The sequence below is a fragment of the Fictibacillus sp. Mic-4 genome (assembly GCF_049843615.1).
Classification (GTDB): domain Bacteria; phylum Bacillota; class Bacilli; order Bacillales; family Fictibacillaceae; genus Fictibacillus_A; species Fictibacillus_A gelatini.
This window is the reverse complement of the sequence record NZ_JBBHZM010000017.1, coordinates 43,808-59,985: the sequence shown is the minus strand read 5'-3', so window position 1 is coordinate 59,985 and position 16,178 is coordinate 43,808. Positions and strand designations below refer to the sequence as shown.

Genomic DNA, 16,178 nt, shown 5'->3' with positions numbered 1-16,178 from the left:
CCGCACGTGGTTATCCCTTTTTTAGTTGTCTAATAAAATGACAATCGAATCCATAACAGGCTCATAGCCAATTTCGATATAAATTTTGTTGGAAGTCGGGTTGCTTAAGTCCGTATATAGAGATGTCGTTTGATAGCCCCTGTCAAGCAGCAATTGGGTCAATGCGGAAACACAGTCCGATGCATATCCTTTTTTTCGCTCGGCCTCAGGGGTATAGACATAGCTTACAGTAATGTTGTTTTCTGTCGGGCGTGAGGAACAGGCCATGGATACCGGCCTCCCATCGATTTTCCAGACGTACAGACGCCCTTTTTCAATAAATTCCTTCGTCTTCTGTTCCATTTCTTCCTTGCTGCTCGGCTCATTCACCTCTTGCGCGAAACGGTAGCCCCATTCTTTCAAAAGCGGCCAATCTTCCAATGCTGCCTGCTCGAGTTTACCTTTTCCGGATGCTTTTTTCTTCACCTCATGTAAGACATAAATTCGCTGTTTCATATGTATGAACGTTTGCCTGTTTACGAAAGCGGCAAATTGTTCGGCCAATTCTGTCGTAAACCGTGTTTCACCGATAAACCCCGGACTTTCAGGATATTCACGGGTTAAACATTTGGCCAGCTCCTGGATCTCATCCGCAGTAAAGGCAACCGGCTTCGACAAAATGATCTGGCGTGGATGCGTTTGCAAAATGGCAAGACCGAGATCTCCATCCTTCTTAACGGCCGCCATAAAAGCCGGTTCGGAATCCGTTTCAAGTGCATTAAGAATTCCAATCATTAAACTGTTTTCTACCTCATGCTCCATTAAAAACGAAAGAACATCCTGTTTAAATGAAGAAACGCTACGATAGCGCTGCAGTTCAAGCATCAACGCACTCCCCCCTTTTCTTTTTTTTGTTTAAAATTTATAAAAATTACATCTATTTTAAGGTTATTGGTTAATTCCGTCAATGATAAATTTCTTTTTTGTTCTAACTAAGAACCGCAAAGGAAAAGCCAGAAGGAATCATATGATATATCCTCCTGGCTAAAACTGCCATATTTCGGCCTGATAATTAATCTTTCAGCGGGACTTGTTCCGTTTCCGATAGGCGGTTTGACAACGGCGCTTTTGCGATTTCTTCCGTCAGGGCATCAATGCTCGGTTTCACATTCCCTTTTCCTGAGAAGTTTTCGATGAGCTCTTTCACGTCGATGCCTGATGATGCTTTGAGCGATTCTTGCAAAGACGCCATCAAGTTGGTCGCATAGCTTGTTACTTTGTTCGCTCCGCTGCCTTCCCCGCTTCCCCCCGTATCAACGATCGTAATCTTATCGATATTCGATAAAGGTGCGGCCACTTGTTTCGCGTATTCAGGAAGCATGCCGATAATCATGTCTAAAATCGCCGCCTGGCCAAATTTTTCGAACGCCTCGGCAATTTTTTGTTTCGCTTCGGCCTCTGCAAGACCTTTTAGACGAATGATTTCCGCTTCGGATTCCCCCTTTGCCCGCTCTGCTTCTGCTTTCGCCAAACCGTCGAGGCGGATTTTTTCCGCTTCCGCTTTTGCCATCGCTTCCACCCGATATTTATGCGCATCCGCTTCGGCAAGCTCTTTTCGTTTGGCCGCTTCTGCCGCCTGCTCAACCGCGTAGCGATCGGCATCGGCTTTCTTTTTCACTTCTGAATCGTATTGCTTTTCCCGGCGCAAAATTTCTTTTTCCTCGAGTTCAATTTGCTTTTGCCGTTCTATGATCTTAATTTGCATTTGCTGTTCGGTTACTTCTTGTTTCGCCTTTGCTTCTTCCAAATGATACGCCTGGTCAGCACGGGCTTTCGCAATATCTTGTTCCCGTCGGAATTCTGCGATTTTCAGCTGATTTAATTTTTCCGCCTCGGCAATTTCTGTAGCTCGTTCCAGCTCGGATTTTTTTGCTTCTTTATCCGCTTCTGCCCGTTTAATGCGTGTCTCTTTTTCCGCTTCGGCCGTTGCAATATCTGCATCTCGCCTTACCTGGGCAATTCTTGGTTTCCCCAGGGCTTCGAGGTAACCGTTTTTATCGCGAACATCTTTTATCGTGAACGAAACGATGACCAGCCCCATTTTCGCTAAATCCTGTGAAGCGACACGCTGAACTTCTTGCGAAAATTTATCGCGGTTTTTATAAATTTCTTCGACTGTCATTGAGCCTAAAATAGATCGAAGATGGCCTTCCAACACCTCTCTTGCTTCATTTTCGCGGTCTTCTTTCGTTTTACCTAAAAATTGTTCGGCTGCAGTCGCAATTTCGCTAATGGAATTTCCAATTTTGATGATAGCCGTTCCGTCCGCCATTACCGGCACACCCTGTTCGGTATAGACTTCCGGGGTTTGCACATCGAGCTTGCTCGACAGAAGGCTTAACGGTTCCGCTTGCTGGAAAACCGGCAGGACGAACGTCCCTCCGCCCCGTACAATTTTTATTTTATTTCCTGCTTCATCGATGTTCACATTTTTGCTTCCTAAATAACTTCCGGTGACGATTAACGCTTCGTCAGGTCCTGCTGTCCGGTATTTTGTTATAAATACGGCGAGTAAAGCAAGGACGACAAATACGACAATTCCTATGACAATAAAAATCGGTGTCATCTATTTTCCCCCTTTTTTAAATGAATACCTTCTATAGCGGCAGCTCAAGCCGTTCATGTGGCATGACATGAGCGACCCCGTTTTTCATATCTACAATTAAAATTGCGGTGTCTTGCGGAATAGACGATTGATCAATGCTTATTGCCGGTTTAGCAATTCGACCACTTACTCCTTCAATTAACACTTCTCCAAATCCATTTTCGGGAATGGAGATAATTACTTTTCCCATTCTTCCTTTCAAATCCGATTCTGAGTAGTTGAGTGATTCTTCGGCTGATGCAATCGGAATGAGGACAAACACATTAAGAAGCGTAACAAGAACGAGTGATATTGCTGAGGAAATAAGAACAATAAGCCAGCTCTGTACCGATGTCAATTTTTCCAGTAAATATCCGCCCGCACTAACAAACGTTAGAAACGAAAGAACGAGTGTTGGATTTAGCACATGAACCCCGATGGATTCAAAAACACCATGGACAACATCGCTAATCAAAAGATAGAGAAACGTTAAGCTTCCACAAATGATCAGCGTAAAAAGATAAATCGTTTCTAATGGATATCCGAACATACGCATTATTCCTTCGGCTGTTGTATTTTTTCTTTCAATTGTTCAAGCTCAAGGTCAATTCCGGTCTTGTTTCTTAATTTTTCGAATTCACTGTCCAATGATTGCTGGAATGCCTTTTGTTCTTCAGTCAGTTCAGCCTCTGCTTCCAATCGAAGGATTTTTTCCTCCATCCGCTCAAAGCCTTTTTTTGATCCATCACTATTAATAGTAGAAAAGGAGCGATTTAATGCGCTTTTTGCTTTTGCTGAATTTGCCCGCGCTTTTAATGACGTTCGCTTTAATTCCATTTCCCGATATTCCGATTTCATTTCAAGCAATTTTTCTTTTAACTCTTCGGCCGTCCGGGCAGTATCTTCATGCAGGGCTTGAAGCTGTTCCAACTCTTTTTTCACCCGTGCTTTATCTTCCAAAGCGCGCCTTGCAAGGTCTTCGTTTTCAGTCTTCAGTGCATCGATCGCTTGATCTTCTCTCTTTGCAATCAAGCTTTTTGCTTCATCCACTTTTAAGCTTAACAATTTTTCTTCCGCAATCATTTTAGCGGTCGTCTTTTCCGCTTCATGGATGTCCTTCTCCATTTCCCGCAAAAACTGATCGACCATTTTCTCCGGATCTTCCGCCTTGTCAATGAAATCATTCAACTCAGCACTTACAACAGTCTTCACTCTTTTGAACAATTCGAACATCGGGATCCCTCCAGCATAATGTGAATTTAACAAGTATTCTCATCTATAAGTACATACGGAATTCAAATATAGAAGGTTTCACGAAGTTTTAAAAATTCAGTTAAAAGGTGTTAGAAAACCGGCAAAAAGCCGGTTTTTATTTTTCGGCGATAAATAAACCGCTGTCTTTTGTAATGAAAATAAATCCTCTTTTTTCTTTCTTGCTCTCAAGAAAAGAATAAAACTCTTGCAGCCTCTCACCTTTTAATTCTTCTTTTAAGCCGTCCATCGTCGATAAAATATAATCTACGAGCGGTTTAGTATCCGTTACTTTTAAGCTGGAGTTAAACCGCTTCAATTCTACATTCGAAAAATGCTCGGACAGTTGCTTTTCACCATTTTCAAGCCCGAATTGCTTATGTAAAAATGAAGACGTCCATGTCAATGTCGAATCATATTCAAGGACTAATTCCCCCATTTCTATTAAATGGAGCTTTCCATTCGTTGAGGCATAGAGCTTCCCTCCTGGTTGTAAGATACGATGAATTTCGGAAAGCGCCTTTTTCCGGTCCGGAACATGATACAGCATATGATGGGCAAACGCGGTATCAAACGATTCATTTTCAAAAGGGATCGCTTGCACATCCATCACCTCATAAGAGGCTTGAAGCGAGTTGCGTAAATTCGTTTTTGCATCCATTAACATACCTTCAGAAATATCCGTTAACGTAATATTCCAATGGTTTGAGATGCGATGGCTATTTTTCTTCCAAAATGCTCCGGACCCGCAGCCAAATTCAATAATTCTTGCATTCTCTTTCCATTGTTTTTGTTCAAACAGCCAATGATGCCAATCTTGTTGATTCGTGCTATATATTTCATGGATTTTAATCCGTGCATCCAAATTCCGCGAGCTATTATATTGATTAAGAACTAGTTCCTTTGTATCGAGTACCAAGAGTTTTCCTCCCTTTAGCTTATTGGTTACGTTTATCTGATAATACTTTAATAGTTGTTCGTTTTATATGAGGCTTTTTTAAGCCTATTCATCTTTATAGACACCATCATTCAGCAAAATGTTACATCCTTTCTTTATTTATTCGTCAAATTTTGTTAAAGACCTTTACTAAAGATGGAAATTTTTCATTAAGATGGGCTTCGCTACTCTTGTTCGCTATGTTTTTTTCACGTCTAACAATGGATAAGCAACATATATATTGAAATATGTACAAGGATCAGGAGGAAAACATGGACAGCAAACTATTTATAAAAGGAGCCATTATACTTTCGCTATCAGCATTTATTACAGAACTGCTTGAATTTGTCATTAATGTATGCCTGGCAAGGGCGCTTGGTAAAGAAGGGTTCGGCTTATTCATGATGATTTTACCCGTACTTGGTCTTATCATGACCGTTGCGATGTTCGAACTTCCGATCGCCATCTCTAAACTTGTCGCCGAATATGAGGAAAAAGGACAACTTGCAGGCATTAAGCGAACGTTAAAAGTATCTCTTTTACTGTCTTCGGTCATCAGTCTCGTTTTAATTGTTCTCTGCCTGATCGGAGCCTATTTCGTAAATAAACTTTCGATCATCAACTTTGATTCCTTTTACCCCGTTGTTGCGATTCTATTGATCATTCCGCTTTTGTCGTTTTCATCCATCTTCCGGGGTTACTTCGGTGGAAAACAGCGGATGAACCCGATTGCGATCGCCCATATTTTAAGAAAGCTTGCGCAGCTTTTGTTCATTGTTTTCGTTTTGCAATACATTTCCAATGCCGGACTTGAAATTACTGTCACCGGAGCGATTCTCAGCATCGCTTTTAATGAGTTAATTGGGCTTATCGTATTATGTATGAAATTTATTTCTGCAAAAGAACGAAATTTTATAAAAGAAATGATGCCAACAAAAGAAAAAATCGCTATTATCAAAAAGATCTTTCGCATCAGCCTGCCGACAACAGGATCAAGGCTTGTCAATGTCCTCACCTGGGCTATCCAGCCTTTTCTTATTACCCAGGCGCTTCAATTAAGCGGCTATACATCGAAAGTGGCGACTGAACAATTCGGCTTATTGACAGGTGTCGCATTAACGATCGGGATGTTCCCAGGGTTTATTGCGCATTCCCTGGCAACATCACTCATCCCATCTATAAGTGAAGCCTACAGTAAAAATGATGCCTTTCTCGTTCAGGATCGGATCATGAAAGCCATTTTTGTCACCTTCATCTACGGGATACCGTGTACAGTCATCATGTATTTGCTCGCTTCACCGTTGACCAGTTTATTCTTTCATAATGACAATGCCGCTAATTATTTGAAACTATTAACACCTTATTTCTTTTGCCATTATTTAGTCGTCCCCTTGCAGGCAGTACTAATTGGTTTAGGGAAAGCGAAAGCGACGATGTATCAAAACTTATGGACGAATATCGCTTCCTTCATTATGATCATCCTGCTTGCAACACGTCCGGACTACGGTATGTACGGCGTCATTATCGCCTTAAACTTTGAAGTTCTCCTTTTAACATTGCTGCATTTCTTCTCGATTCGATCATTGGTCACCCTGAGCTTAACGGCAAAATTCAAATAGGTGCAAAGGGCTTCGAATTCATGACGAAGCCTTAAGTTATAGCAAAACATCCTGCAAAAAGCAGGATGTTCTTTACATCAAGTACCGCAAATATACATACACCGACGAAATCACAATGGACAAAATCATCAGCGGGAAACCGATCCATAAATAGCGAAGGAATGAAATATGGTATCCTTCTTTTCCGGCGAGTCCGGCTACGACAAGGTTTGCGCTTGCGCCGATTAATGTGCCGTTCCCGCCGAGACAGGCACCGAGGGAAAGGCTCCACCAGAGCGGGTCCAAATTCGTTATCCCTAAATGTCCCATGTCTTTAATCATCGGGATCATCGTTGCGACAAACGGAATGTTATCGACAAATGCAGATGCGATGGCACTCATCCATAAAATCAAAAAGGTTGTTGACTTTACATGGCCGCCCGTAAGATCCATCGCTCCCGCCGCCAATTTTTCAATGACATGCGTTTCTTCAAGCCCGGCAATGATGACAAACAATCCGATAAAAAAGAAAAGGGTTGTCCACTCGACTTTTTCCAAAGCTCCTTCTAAATAGTCTTCCCCGGCAAGAAGCAATAAGAGGAACGCTCCGAATAGTGCGATCGACGCTGTTTCAATATGTATAAACTGATGGAGGAAAAAACCGAGAATCGTCACCGTTAAAGCAAACAACGATTTTTTAAGCAGATTGGCGTCTTTAATTTCTTCTTTTTCATTTCTCTTCATGAGTGCCGCCTTTAATTCTGGCGTCGTTTTTAATTGTTTTCGGTAAAATATGGCGAATATCGTGACGGTAATGACTAATATAACAGCACAGATAAGCGTTAAATTATTGATAAAAGCGAGAAACGTTAAATGCCCCACTTTGCTGCCGATCATAATGTTTGGCGGGTCGCCAATAAGCGTTGCCGTCCCTCCGATATTCGATGCAAAAATTTCCGTCATTAAATATGGAATGGGATTGACGTTTAATTGTCTCGTGATGCTAAACGTAACCGGGACGATTAAAAGAACGGTCGTCACGTTGTCTAAAAAGGCCGAACCGATTGCCGTAATCAACCCGAGAACAATTAAAATACGGACAGGATTTCCTTTCACCTTTTTCGCCGCCCAGATGGCGATGTATTTAAACAGGCCTGTTTCAGCTGTAATCGAGACCATGATCATCATCCCAACGAGCAATCCAATCGTGTTAAAATCGACCGCATGAACTGCCCTTTCCTGGTCAATAATCCCTGCCCCGATCACTAATGCTCCGCCTAGCATCGCTACAATCGTACGGTGAATTTTCTCTGAAATAATAAGTGCATATGCGATGAGAAAAATAGCAATCGCAATAACTGCTTGTTGTTCCATAAACGTTACTCTCCCTTTATGCAGTTCATTCTTCTATCTCTTACATTACCTTTCTTTCGATATTCGATTCAACCCTTTTGAAAAATTTTGTTCCATTTGCCGTCAAATATTTCTCATAAATCCAGTTTAGAATACTCAACCTAACAAAGAAGTCATATTGTGAGGTGAGGACATGCGCAAGAGAAGGATTGCTGGGATTTCGATAATTATTCTATCCGTTATCCTTTTATCAACGATTCGCCATCCAACATTTAATGAACAGCCTTCTACTAACAGAAGGGCAACTGACATGAGAACAACTGAAAAGCCAAATCTTCTTAACGGGGACACTCATTTGCTTTCAATTAATTCTTTAAGCCGTGATCGAAAGCTGAAAGAACATTTAAACAGCCATCCGAGCATTGAAAAAATTGAACATAACGAGAAGGCAAAAAGCCATTATCATAAAAACCAGGTTACTGTAAAGTTTAAAGTTCATCCTGGCCCTGATCAGATGGCTATCATCGAACGCGATATTGAAGGGAAGCTCGCTAAAAGTCTTGATTCGGTTTGCATTTTTTCATCTTATCGTAAATCGACTGCCGAACTTTTACGTTATTTTAGAACTAGCAAGAACGTCGTTTATGCCGAACCGAATTATATTTTTATCCCCAACGAAGTCAATGATGTCTTTTACACCCAATATCAATGGAATTTGCCGATGATCCAGACGGAACTCGGTTGGAACATTTCACGGGGAAGCAAAAAGATCAAAATCGCCGTTGTCGATACCGGCGTCGATCTAAACCACCAAGATCTCTCCCGGCGTTTACTAAAAGGATATAACGTATTAAAAAATAACGACCGGCCTTATGATGATAATGGACATGGAACCCACGTAGCAGGCATCATTGCCTCGGACACGAATAATAAAATTGGAGTAGCCGGCATTACATGGTTTAATCAAATTATCCCGGTTAAAGTGATGGACAAAAAAGGAACAGGCACCTCATTTGATATCGCGAAGGGCATTCGCTGGGCCGCCGATCATGGAGCGGATGTCATTAATTTAAGTTTAGGCAATTATCAGCCTTCCTCCGTCATGAAAGAAGCGATTGATTATGCGTTTGGAAAAAACGTCGTTCTTGTCGCTGCTTCCGGCAACGATAATACCGACCATCCAAGTTATCCAGCTTCTTTCCCTGAAGTGCTAAGTGTAGGAGCCGTTAATGCAGTCGGCGAACGGGCCCCATTTTCCAACTACGGCTCTACTGTTGATGTTGTCGCTCCTGGTGTCCAAATTCCAAGCACCTATCCCGGACAACGATATGCCGCGCTATCAGGCACTTCGATGGCCGCTCCTCACGTAACAGCTCTTGCAGGACTTGTCCGTTCAATTTATCCCGGGCTTCAAAATACGGAAGTGATGAACATCATTAAACGCTCCACCGTCGATCTTGGCCAGCCGGGTCCTGACTTATATTACGGAAATGGTTTAATCGACATTAACTCTGCGCTCAAAAAAACATACCGGCAGCGCCATCCTTTAGGGGGATTAGCTGAATGGTGGAAACAAATTCGCTAAGAAATCATTTTTCAAATTGGCGGGATTAATACTAATATCGGCGGAATTATCTCTAGTTTTGGCGGAATTGGTGAGATTTTCGACGGAATTATATTTTAAATTGGCAGAAATTATACCAGAGTTATGCTCAATTAAAAAAGATCTTGATCAAGTTGGATAATGGTGGTAGTATTATTTCCAAATCATACAAGAAAAGTGATGATGAAGAGGAGTAAATAGGATGGAAACTTCAGAGAGCTGGTGGTCGGTGCAAACCAGTGTGGAAATTCTATTGAATGGGCTTCAGAGCGTTCAAACCGAAAACTATGGAGTAGGCTTTGACGTAATGCTTCAACGATATAAGAAGCGCGTATTATTTATTTTGATACGTTAAAGTGAGTTGTAAAGCTACAACTAATGAAGGTGGCACCACGGGGTTTCTCGTCCTTTTCGGATGAGAAGCCCCTTTTTGTATTGTTGCAACTCAACGTACGGGAGGTTGTAAGATGAAGAAGAAAATTTCGTTAACCGGCATTAAACCAACTGGCAGGCCGCATATCGGCAACTACATCGGAGCGATTAAACCAGCTCTAGAAATGGCTAAAAATGAAGACTATTTGCCCGTTTATTTTATCGCTGATTATCATGCGCTGAATTCAGTTCACGATCCTGCGGAATTTCGCAATAACGTCTATGGTGTTGCCGCGACATGGTTATCGCTCGGATTAAATCCGGAAAAAGCCATTTTTTATCGCCAATCGGACGTGCCTGAAATACTTGAGCTTCATTATATTTTATCTTGCTTTACTCCAAAAGGATTGATGAATCGGGCGCATGCATATAAAGCAGCCGTCGATAAAAATTTGGCAACGGGATTGGAACAAGATCACGGGGTGAACATGGGGCTATTCACTTATCCGATATTAATGGCTGCGGATATTTTATTATTTCAATCCGATATCGTTCCTGTTGGAAAAGACCAGGTACAGCATGTCGAGATTGCGAGAGACATCGCCGAAAGCTTTAATCGGACGTATGGTGCATCGATTCAATTGCCCGAATATAAGATTGGTGAAGAAACTGCTGTCATTCCGGGATTAGACGGAAGAAAAATGAGCAAAAGCTACAATAATACAATCCCTCTTTTTGCCGAAGCAAAAGAGCTTGAAAAGTTAATAAAAAAAATTAAAACGGATTCCACTCCGCCAGATGAGCCAAAAGACCCTGATTCTTCGACTATTTTTTTACTATATAAAGAGTTCGCCTCGGAAGAGCAAATCGAAGAAATGAGGAACAAGTATATACGGGGGATCAGCTGGGGTGAAGCAAAGCAAGAATTGTTTCAAGTCATGAATGCCTATCTTGAAAAACCACGGGAAAACTTTTATCAACTGATGGCAAACCCGAATCAACTTAATGAGATTTTAGCTGCGGGCGCTGAAAAAGCTAGAGTCTTATGTAAACCTTTTTTGCATGATCTAAAAAAAATAATAGGATGCAAATAAATAAAGCACCTCGAATGGTTAGACAATGCTAACCATTGAGGTGCAGTTGATTTTTGGACCAAACGTTGATTTTTTATCTCATACCCGCCAACTTTTGAACAATGAGGTTCGGAGTCGCCCATTCCTCCCGGTCAAAGTCGGAAATGGAGACTTCTAGTCCTAAACGTTGCTCAATTTCGACGAGTAAAGATACCGTCCCGAACGAATCGAGCAACCCTTCTTCAAACAGCTTTACATCGGGATTTTCTTTCACAACTTCGTTTTCGCACACTTCTTCTAATATTTCCAACACTTGTTCTTTTATGTTTTCCATAGTCGTTAGCTCCTTTATTTGTATAATCGTTTTAAATGATCCTTCCAGAGAAAATTAAAAATCCGAAACAAACGAAATGGAAGGTGATAATGACGGCGATATAATAAAATACAACTTGCAGATACTATCATTAAAGCCTTTTTCTTCTTTATACCACCGAACGCTAAGACGAATCGTTCTTTGAAAAAATTTATCCTTTTATGAAAAAAAATACATAATTTCGCTCTTTTCTTTTAACATTAGCCGGGCCCGAAAGTTTGAACCTCTTTTATCAGTTATAACGAAGGGCTATATTTGGCCGCCTATGTATAGTCCATAAAATGCAAGCAACATGCCGCCAACATAACTTATAAACAAATAACTCCCGATCAGTCCCCATTTTCCTTTTATTTTTAATTGAATTGTTTCTAATTTAAATGTTGAAAACGTTGTAAAAGCTCCCATAAACCCGGTTCCAAAAAGGAGTTGAAAGGTATGTGTCATATTTTTTCCGATCATCAGACCTAAAAGAAAAGCACCAGTAAGATTAACAAAAAGGGTTGCAATTGGGAATGTGGATGGAAAACGGCTATTCATCCATTTGCTGATGCCAAATCGTGAAATAGCGCCAAAAAAACCGCCAACTGCGACAAATAAGCAATTAATCATGTTTATTCACCATCCTTTACGCTCTCTCTGTCCACATTTCCTGTTTTATAGCCGAACCAGGAAAATAACAATCCACCTATTCCACTGGCAAGCACATAAAAACAAGCTCCACCCCAATGTCCGGTTTTCATTAAGTTTACGGCCTCCACACTAAATGTCGAAAACGTCGTAAAAGAACCGACAAGTCCAGTGCCCAGCGCAGTCGTAAGATACGGATGCATTAACTTTAGCCGGATCATTCGTGTCGTCAACCAGCCAAGAACAAAACAGCCTGACAAGTTCGTCAAAAGGGTTGCTAAAGGGAAGGAAGAATGCCACCAGTTCGCCGTCCAAAGCCCTAAACCGTATCGCAATAATGCTCCAACAATGCCAGCAAGACCAACTAATACATATTGCATCTTTTTCACCTCTATCACTTATTATGGGATAATGCACCGAGATGCTTCTAGCTGTCTCATCTAGAAAAAAAGTTTGGATTTCAGTACTAGGACATTCTTACTTTAAGAACACCTCGTTAGATCTATGAAATGAGGAAAAACGATCACGAATTTTTACTTCATTAAACTGATTTCGTTCTCGGACAATAAATGCTCTTATTTGGACAATAAGTCATCCAGTTTAGACAATAAAATCTTACTTTTGGACTATAAATGAAGAAAATACTAAATTTATTGTCCGATTGAGGCCAGTTATTGTCCGGTAGTATTTATTTATTATCGGAAATCACCTGTTTATTGTCCAAATGCCATGAAAATAGCGCCACACTATAGAGTTTGATCCTGTTTTTTGCTTCTATCTTCTTACTTTTTTTCAGGCAAAAATTTATTCTTAAAAATAATAGCTGAAGGGGACTAGCTGCCAATTATGCTTTCCCCATGCGTAAAAAAACAGACTCCTACCATTTTGATGAATGGTAGGAGTCATCAGCTTTAGCACTTAATGGCGAACTCCATCGCCTTTTTAGTTTCCTACTATTTGTTGACTTCCCTTTCGCGATTTGCTGGAACAAAAGGAAGTTTATCATAAAGCGATAAAATCAGTCGAATGATGGGTTCAAGCGGCTTTCGGCACAATAAAACGATCCAGCTTGAAATAATCGCAACACCAATTGAACCAAGTACGTCTCCAGGGTAGTGATGGCCGACAAATATCCGGGAAAATCCCGTTAAAACCGCCAACACCAACATCGGATAGCCCCATTTTCTTTTGTACATGAGCATAGCTATCGCAAGCCCAAACGCTCCCGAAGTATGGTCACTTGGAAAGGAGGCATCTTTCGCATGCGGTAGCAGCATGTGAACATGATGGGTAACGAAAGGACGTGGTTCAAAATAAAACTTACTAATTATAATATTGAGAACAAGAGCTAAAATTCCAGAAATTCCTGCATATAAAACCGAACGTTTGCTGTACGAATTGCCAGTAAGCCAAATGATCAGCAAGATAACAGCAAATAGAGGCAAAGCAAATTGTGTAATAAACTTCATAATGGTATCTAACCAGGAATAATGCCCTGCCCATTGGTTAATCATATGAAAAAGATCGTAGTTCATGTGTCCTCCAAATTTAAGATAATGATCAACTTATACAATCGTAAATTATAAAGCAAGAAACGACGACCGTCAAAAGTAATGTTGAAATACCAAAATATAAGATCTCAGAAAAAAATGTAAGTTCCAGCTGGTGATTCTATTTTGGCTGTTTTATAATTAGTCCATAAAAAAGCTTTTTAAGAACTTTTCTATGGTGTGATAGGGAAATATTCATAGAAAAAAGAGGGCTTGTATGAGAAAAGAATCGAGAATAGCGAAAAGAAAAAGAGACCGCAGAAAAAAATTACAGATTTTTAGCTGTTCATTATTGCTTCTAGGAGGCATCTATTTCTTTTATCACAAGTTATCAGCACCAATCCAAAGAAATCAAGCGAACATTGTAAAAAAGCAAAAGTTAAAAAAAGCAATTGCGGCTTTAAAGATGCCAAGTAATCAGGGAGTCGATGATTATTTAAAACGGATTCATTTTAACGGTACTGCACTAGTTGTGAAAAACGGTAAAACCATTTTAAATAAAGGATATGGATTTGCTGATAGGGAAAGAAGAATTCGAAATAACCGGAATACCGTCTACTATATCGGGTCTATTACAAAGTCTTTTATATCAACGGCCATTATGCAGCTTCAAGCGCAAGGGAAATTGAATGTCCATGATCGTTTATCAAACTATCTTCCAACTTTCCCGCACGCGAATGAAATTACATTATACAATTTATTAACACATACTTCCGCCATTCCGACATACCGGGAGACATGGGAAAAACTAGCGCCAAATCAGTTGATCAACCGAATTGCTTTTCGCGCGAACTTTTTGTTATTTCCTCCTGGGACTCGGTGGAACTATTCGGATTCAAACTATTCGATTTTAGGATATATCGTTGAAAAAGTATCCGGTCAACCATTACACAACTATTTACAAGAGCATATTTTTCAAGTCGCGGGAATGAAACATTCGGGCTTTGGCTACCAAATGAATAATGAACCATTTCCATCGAAAGGGTATAAAATTCAAGCGAAAAAAATATTTATTCCGGGAACTGCCCATTTTTCACAATTATACGGCTGCGGCGATATCTATACGACCGCCTATGATTTGTATAAGTTCGACCATGCCTTAAAAACCGGAAAACTTGTATCGCCGTTAAGCTATGAACAAATCTTTACCCCTTTTAAACACGATTATGGCTTTGGGTGGTATGTTAAATCAGACAAGTATTTCTCCCATGGCGTATTGCCGGGTTGGAACGGATTAAATAGTTATGCTAAAGACGGCAGTGTGTATGTTGTTTTGCTTTCGAATATCCAAAATAATATTCGCTCGATTAAGGTTGTGGATGATCAGATCTTTAAATGGGCGATGAACCCGGTTAACGGTGTTTAAATCTAAAAAAGAAGCATCTTCTTGCTGCTCGCGAGAAGTGCTTCTTTATTCATTGACAGCATTTTCTTCTTGTTCAAAAGGGGATGCCATGCATGCTACTTTATTAATCCTTCTAAAGTCATGATAATTTTTGATTGAAGGACAAAATCTGGCATTTTTTTTGCATAATTTTTCACTAAAGAAAAGGTTATATGTGCTTAAAGCAAAAAAATAATTACGGGTCGTATGATTTTTTATTTTATTGCAAAGTTCAAAGCTAATCGGGAATTCTCCTTTAACATGTTCATAATGTGGACAATTTTTCAAAATGGGCAGCGCATACCTTTTCTTCGGATGTTCCGGTACAACATCATAACAATTGTAAACACGGACAGAATGCCGAATCGTTTGATTAAATATTTCAACAAACGCTGGATCGCCCACTTTTGGGGAACCAAACGTATATACTCTCGGCTGTTTAAATTTTGTATTGATTGCCACGTCAAGGGCACATAAAGTGGCCAGCGCCCCTCCTAAACTATGCCCTGTGATAAAAAGTGTTTTACGGTTATCAAGACGCCATAACTTTTTTATAATTTGATCTCTCGCCGAATATAATAAACACCGGTCTCCACCGTAAATTCGGGTGAATCCTTGATGGGTTTTGCCGCCATTTGCTACATAAGGAAATGGAATCTGAGTAATATCAAGATCTGAAAAACCGTCACGTCCCGTTTCTGTGCCGCGAAAAGCGATAATAATCGAATGGCGTGATTCGGCAATGTAACCAAACACTTCAGATTTCGGACGGATAATGCCGGCTTCCCCAATAATTGTTGCTACAAGACGGTAGCCTTTAGGTAACTTTACGTTCCCTTTCGAAAGTTGTGACGCTTGAAAACAAGCCGCCGCAAGAAAAATCGCGATTTTGATTTTAGAATGATGGGCTTTCAACCTGGTCACTCCAATGGAAATTATTGCCCCATTTATAGAATATTACCGGAAGATGGATTTGGTACAGGCAATATCACCAATTGAAAACACGAAAACCAGCTAAAAATAGCTGGCGTTCAAATTTTGCCTATTCATTTTTTATAACGGCTATGGATATTATTATGCTTATAAGTACCTGCCTCGCTAAACTCGACCAATTCCATTGACAGCGCTAAATATCTTCTTGAAAAGAGATCGGCAAAATGTGCCTTGACTTCTTCAAAAAGCTCATCGCAAGTTGCCTTTTTAACCTCTTCTACCCGGCCTGCACCAATCTTTAATGTCACATGGACAAACGCATCATCCTCACTTCCATCAGCAACCCGGTAATCGCGGAGTTCAAGCGCTCTTGAACGAATGCCGCCGATCGGAAAAATATCGCCGCGTGCTATAAGGACACCATTGATTTTTTCTAGGAGCCCGGGTATATCTGCCTCTTCTTTAATGTTGTCGGTATATTCGACAATAATATGCGGCATT

16 protein-coding genes, 1 riboswitch and 1 other annotated feature are annotated in these 16,178 nt (G+C 40.6%); of the genes, 4 read left to right on the top strand and 12 right to left on the bottom strand.

Annotation, left to right across the window (positions count from 1 at the left end):
• Positions 1 to 21: 21 nt before the first annotated feature.
• The 5 genes from WD019_RS12405 to WD019_RS12385 form a co-directional block, all read right to left on the bottom strand.
• Positions 22 to 864 carry a GNAT family N-acetyltransferase gene (locus tag WD019_RS12405; protein WP_425711710.1) on the bottom strand — a complete coding sequence of 281 codons (843 nt, stop codon included), beginning with the start codon at positions 862 to 864 and terminating at the stop codon, positions 22 to 24.
• A 187-nt stretch (positions 865 to 1,051) separates the two neighbouring features.
• The gene (locus WD019_RS12400; RefSeq protein WP_425711701.1) at positions 1,052 to 2,605 is read right to left on the bottom strand and encodes an SPFH domain-containing protein; all 1,554 of its coding nucleotides are present in this window, start codon (positions 2,603 to 2,605) and stop codon (positions 1,052 to 1,054) included.
• A gap of 31 nt (positions 2,606 to 2,636) precedes the next feature.
• Positions 2,637 to 3,179, bottom strand: a complete 543-nt coding sequence (locus WD019_RS12395) for a hypothetical protein (protein ID WP_425711700.1) — start codon at positions 3,177 to 3,179, stop codon at positions 2,637 to 2,639.
• The gene (locus tag WD019_RS12390) at positions 3,179 to 3,856 is read right to left on the bottom strand and encodes a PspA/IM30 family protein (RefSeq protein WP_425711699.1); all 678 of its coding nucleotides are present in this window, start codon (positions 3,854 to 3,856) and stop codon (positions 3,179 to 3,181) included. The genes WD019_RS12395 and WD019_RS12390 overlap by 1 nt, the downstream gene beginning before the upstream one ends.
• A 136-nt stretch (positions 3,857 to 3,992) precedes the next feature.
• Complete coding sequence (locus WD019_RS12385; protein WP_051291430.1) at positions 3,993 to 4,793, bottom strand: class I SAM-dependent methyltransferase; 801 nt, start codon at positions 4,791 to 4,793, stop codon at positions 3,993 to 3,995.
• A gap of 290 nt (positions 4,794 to 5,083) precedes the next feature.
• Here WD019_RS12385 and WD019_RS12380 point away from each other — a divergent pair, with 290 nt between their 5' ends.
• A complete protein-coding gene (locus WD019_RS12380; protein WP_026677613.1) occupies positions 5,084 to 6,430 on the top strand; it encodes a polysaccharide biosynthesis protein in 1,347 nt (448 codons plus the stop codon).
• 72 nt (positions 6,431 to 6,502) lie between these two features.
• On the opposite strand, the gene WD019_RS12375 is transcribed toward WD019_RS12380, so the two are convergent.
• The gene (locus WD019_RS12375; protein ID WP_026677612.1) at positions 6,503 to 7,783 is read right to left on the bottom strand and encodes an ArsB/NhaD family transporter; all 1,281 of its coding nucleotides are present in this window, start codon (positions 7,781 to 7,783) and stop codon (positions 6,503 to 6,505) included.
• A gap of 172 nt (positions 7,784 to 7,955) precedes the next feature.
• On the opposite strand from WD019_RS12375, the gene WD019_RS12370 reads away from it, so the two are divergent.
• Complete coding sequence (locus WD019_RS12370; protein WP_425711698.1) at positions 7,956 to 9,347, top strand: S8 family peptidase; 1,392 nt, start codon at positions 7,956 to 7,958, stop codon at positions 9,345 to 9,347.
• A 189-nt stretch (positions 9,348 to 9,536) separates the two neighbouring features.
• Positions 9,537 to 9,778: a binding site (T-box leader), on the top strand.
• Between the two features lie 54 nt (positions 9,779 to 9,832).
• On the top strand, positions 9,833 to 10,831 hold the full coding sequence (locus tag WD019_RS12365) for a tryptophan--tRNA ligase (protein ID WP_425711697.1): 999 nt from the start codon (positions 9,833 to 9,835) through the stop codon (positions 10,829 to 10,831).
• Between the two features lie 73 nt (positions 10,832 to 10,904).
• Here WD019_RS12365 and dltC read toward each other — a convergent pair whose 3' ends face one another.
• The 4 genes from dltC to WD019_RS12345 all read right to left on the bottom strand — a co-directional run bounded on the left by dltC (position 10,905) and on the right by WD019_RS12345 (position 13,345).
• Positions 10,905 to 11,144 (bottom strand): D-alanine--poly(phosphoribitol) ligase subunit 2, encoded by a 240-nt coding sequence (gene dltC, locus WD019_RS12360; protein WP_026677611.1) that lies wholly within the window; start codon positions 11,142 to 11,144, stop codon positions 10,905 to 10,907.
• A 288-nt stretch (positions 11,145 to 11,432) separates the two neighbouring features.
• A complete protein-coding gene (gene crcB, locus WD019_RS12355) occupies positions 11,433 to 11,792 on the bottom strand; it encodes a fluoride efflux transporter CrcB (RefSeq protein ID WP_425711696.1) in 360 nt (119 codons plus the stop codon).
• 2 nt (positions 11,793 to 11,794) lie between these two features.
• Positions 11,795 to 12,190 (bottom strand): fluoride efflux transporter CrcB, encoded by a 396-nt coding sequence (gene crcB, locus WD019_RS12350; protein WP_425711695.1) that lies wholly within the window; start codon positions 12,188 to 12,190, stop codon positions 11,795 to 11,797.
• 509 nt (positions 12,191 to 12,699) lie between these two features.
• Positions 12,700 to 12,758, bottom strand: a riboswitch (Fluoride riboswitch).
• Positions 12,759 to 12,763: 5 nt separating this feature from the next.
• The gene (locus WD019_RS12345; protein WP_026677608.1) at positions 12,764 to 13,345 is read right to left on the bottom strand and encodes an undecaprenyl-diphosphatase; all 582 of its coding nucleotides are present in this window, start codon (positions 13,343 to 13,345) and stop codon (positions 12,764 to 12,766) included.
• A 232-nt stretch (positions 13,346 to 13,577) separates the two neighbouring features.
• Between WD019_RS12345 and WD019_RS12340 the strand changes: the two genes are divergently transcribed.
• Positions 13,578 to 14,726, top strand: coding sequence for a serine hydrolase domain-containing protein (locus WD019_RS12340; protein WP_425711694.1), 1,149 nt, complete (start codon positions 13,578 to 13,580; stop codon positions 14,724 to 14,726).
• A gap of 45 nt (positions 14,727 to 14,771) precedes the next feature.
• Here WD019_RS12340 and WD019_RS12335 read toward each other — a convergent pair whose 3' ends face one another.
• Together WD019_RS12335 and WD019_RS12330 are read right to left on the bottom strand one after the other, a co-directional pair.
• Complete coding sequence (locus WD019_RS12335) at positions 14,772 to 15,659, bottom strand: lipase family protein (RefSeq protein WP_425711693.1); 888 nt, start codon at positions 15,657 to 15,659, stop codon at positions 14,772 to 14,774.
• A gap of 131 nt (positions 15,660 to 15,790) precedes the next feature.
• Positions 15,791 to 16,177 carry a 5-carboxymethyl-2-hydroxymuconate Delta-isomerase gene (locus WD019_RS12330; protein WP_425711692.1) on the bottom strand — a complete coding sequence of 129 codons (387 nt, stop codon included), beginning with the start codon at positions 16,175 to 16,177 and terminating at the stop codon, positions 15,791 to 15,793.
• Between the last annotated feature and the right edge of the window lies 1 nt (position 16,178).

Coding starts and splice junctions, on each gene's coding strand:
- WD019_RS12405 (WP_425711710.1), bottom strand. CDS start 864: ATGCTTGAACTGCAGCGCTATCGTAGCGTTTCTTCATTTAAACAGGAT.
- crcB (WP_425711695.1), bottom strand. CDS start 12,190: ATGCAATATGTATTAGTTGGTCTTGCTGGCATTGTTGGAGCATTATTG.
- WD019_RS12380 (WP_026677613.1), top strand. CDS start 5,084: ATGGACAGCAAACTATTTATAAAAGGAGCCATTATACTTTCGCTATCA.
- WD019_RS12330 (WP_425711692.1), bottom strand. CDS start 16,177: ATGCCGCATATTATTGTCGAATATACCGACAACATTAAAGAAGAGGCA.
- WD019_RS12375 (WP_026677612.1), bottom strand. CDS start 7,783: ATGGAACAACAAGCAGTTATTGCGATTGCTATTTTTCTCATCGCATAT.
- WD019_RS12390 (WP_425711699.1), bottom strand. CDS start 3,856: ATGTTCGAATTGTTCAAAAGAGTGAAGACTGTTGTAAGTGCTGAGTTG.
- WD019_RS12345 (WP_026677608.1), bottom strand. CDS start 13,345: ATGAACTACGATCTTTTTCATATGATTAACCAATGGGCAGGGCATTAT.
- crcB (WP_425711696.1), bottom strand. CDS start 11,792: ATGATTAATTGCTTATTTGTCGCAGTTGGCGGTTTTTTTGGCGCTATT.
- WD019_RS12395 (WP_425711700.1), bottom strand. CDS start 3,179: ATGCGTATGTTCGGATATCCATTAGAAACGATTTATCTTTTTACGCTG.
- WD019_RS12400 (WP_425711701.1), bottom strand. CDS start 2,605: ATGACACCGATTTTTATTGTCATAGGAATTGTCGTATTTGTCGTCCTT.
- WD019_RS12340 (WP_425711694.1), top strand. CDS start 13,578: ATGAGAAAAGAATCGAGAATAGCGAAAAGAAAAAGAGACCGCAGAAAA.
- WD019_RS12365 (WP_425711697.1), top strand. CDS start 9,833: ATGAAGAAGAAAATTTCGTTAACCGGCATTAAACCAACTGGCAGGCCG.
- dltC (WP_026677611.1), bottom strand. CDS start 11,144: ATGGAAAACATAAAAGAACAAGTGTTGGAAATATTAGAAGAAGTGTGC.
- WD019_RS12370 (WP_425711698.1), top strand. CDS start 7,956: ATGCGCAAGAGAAGGATTGCTGGGATTTCGATAATTATTCTATCCGTT.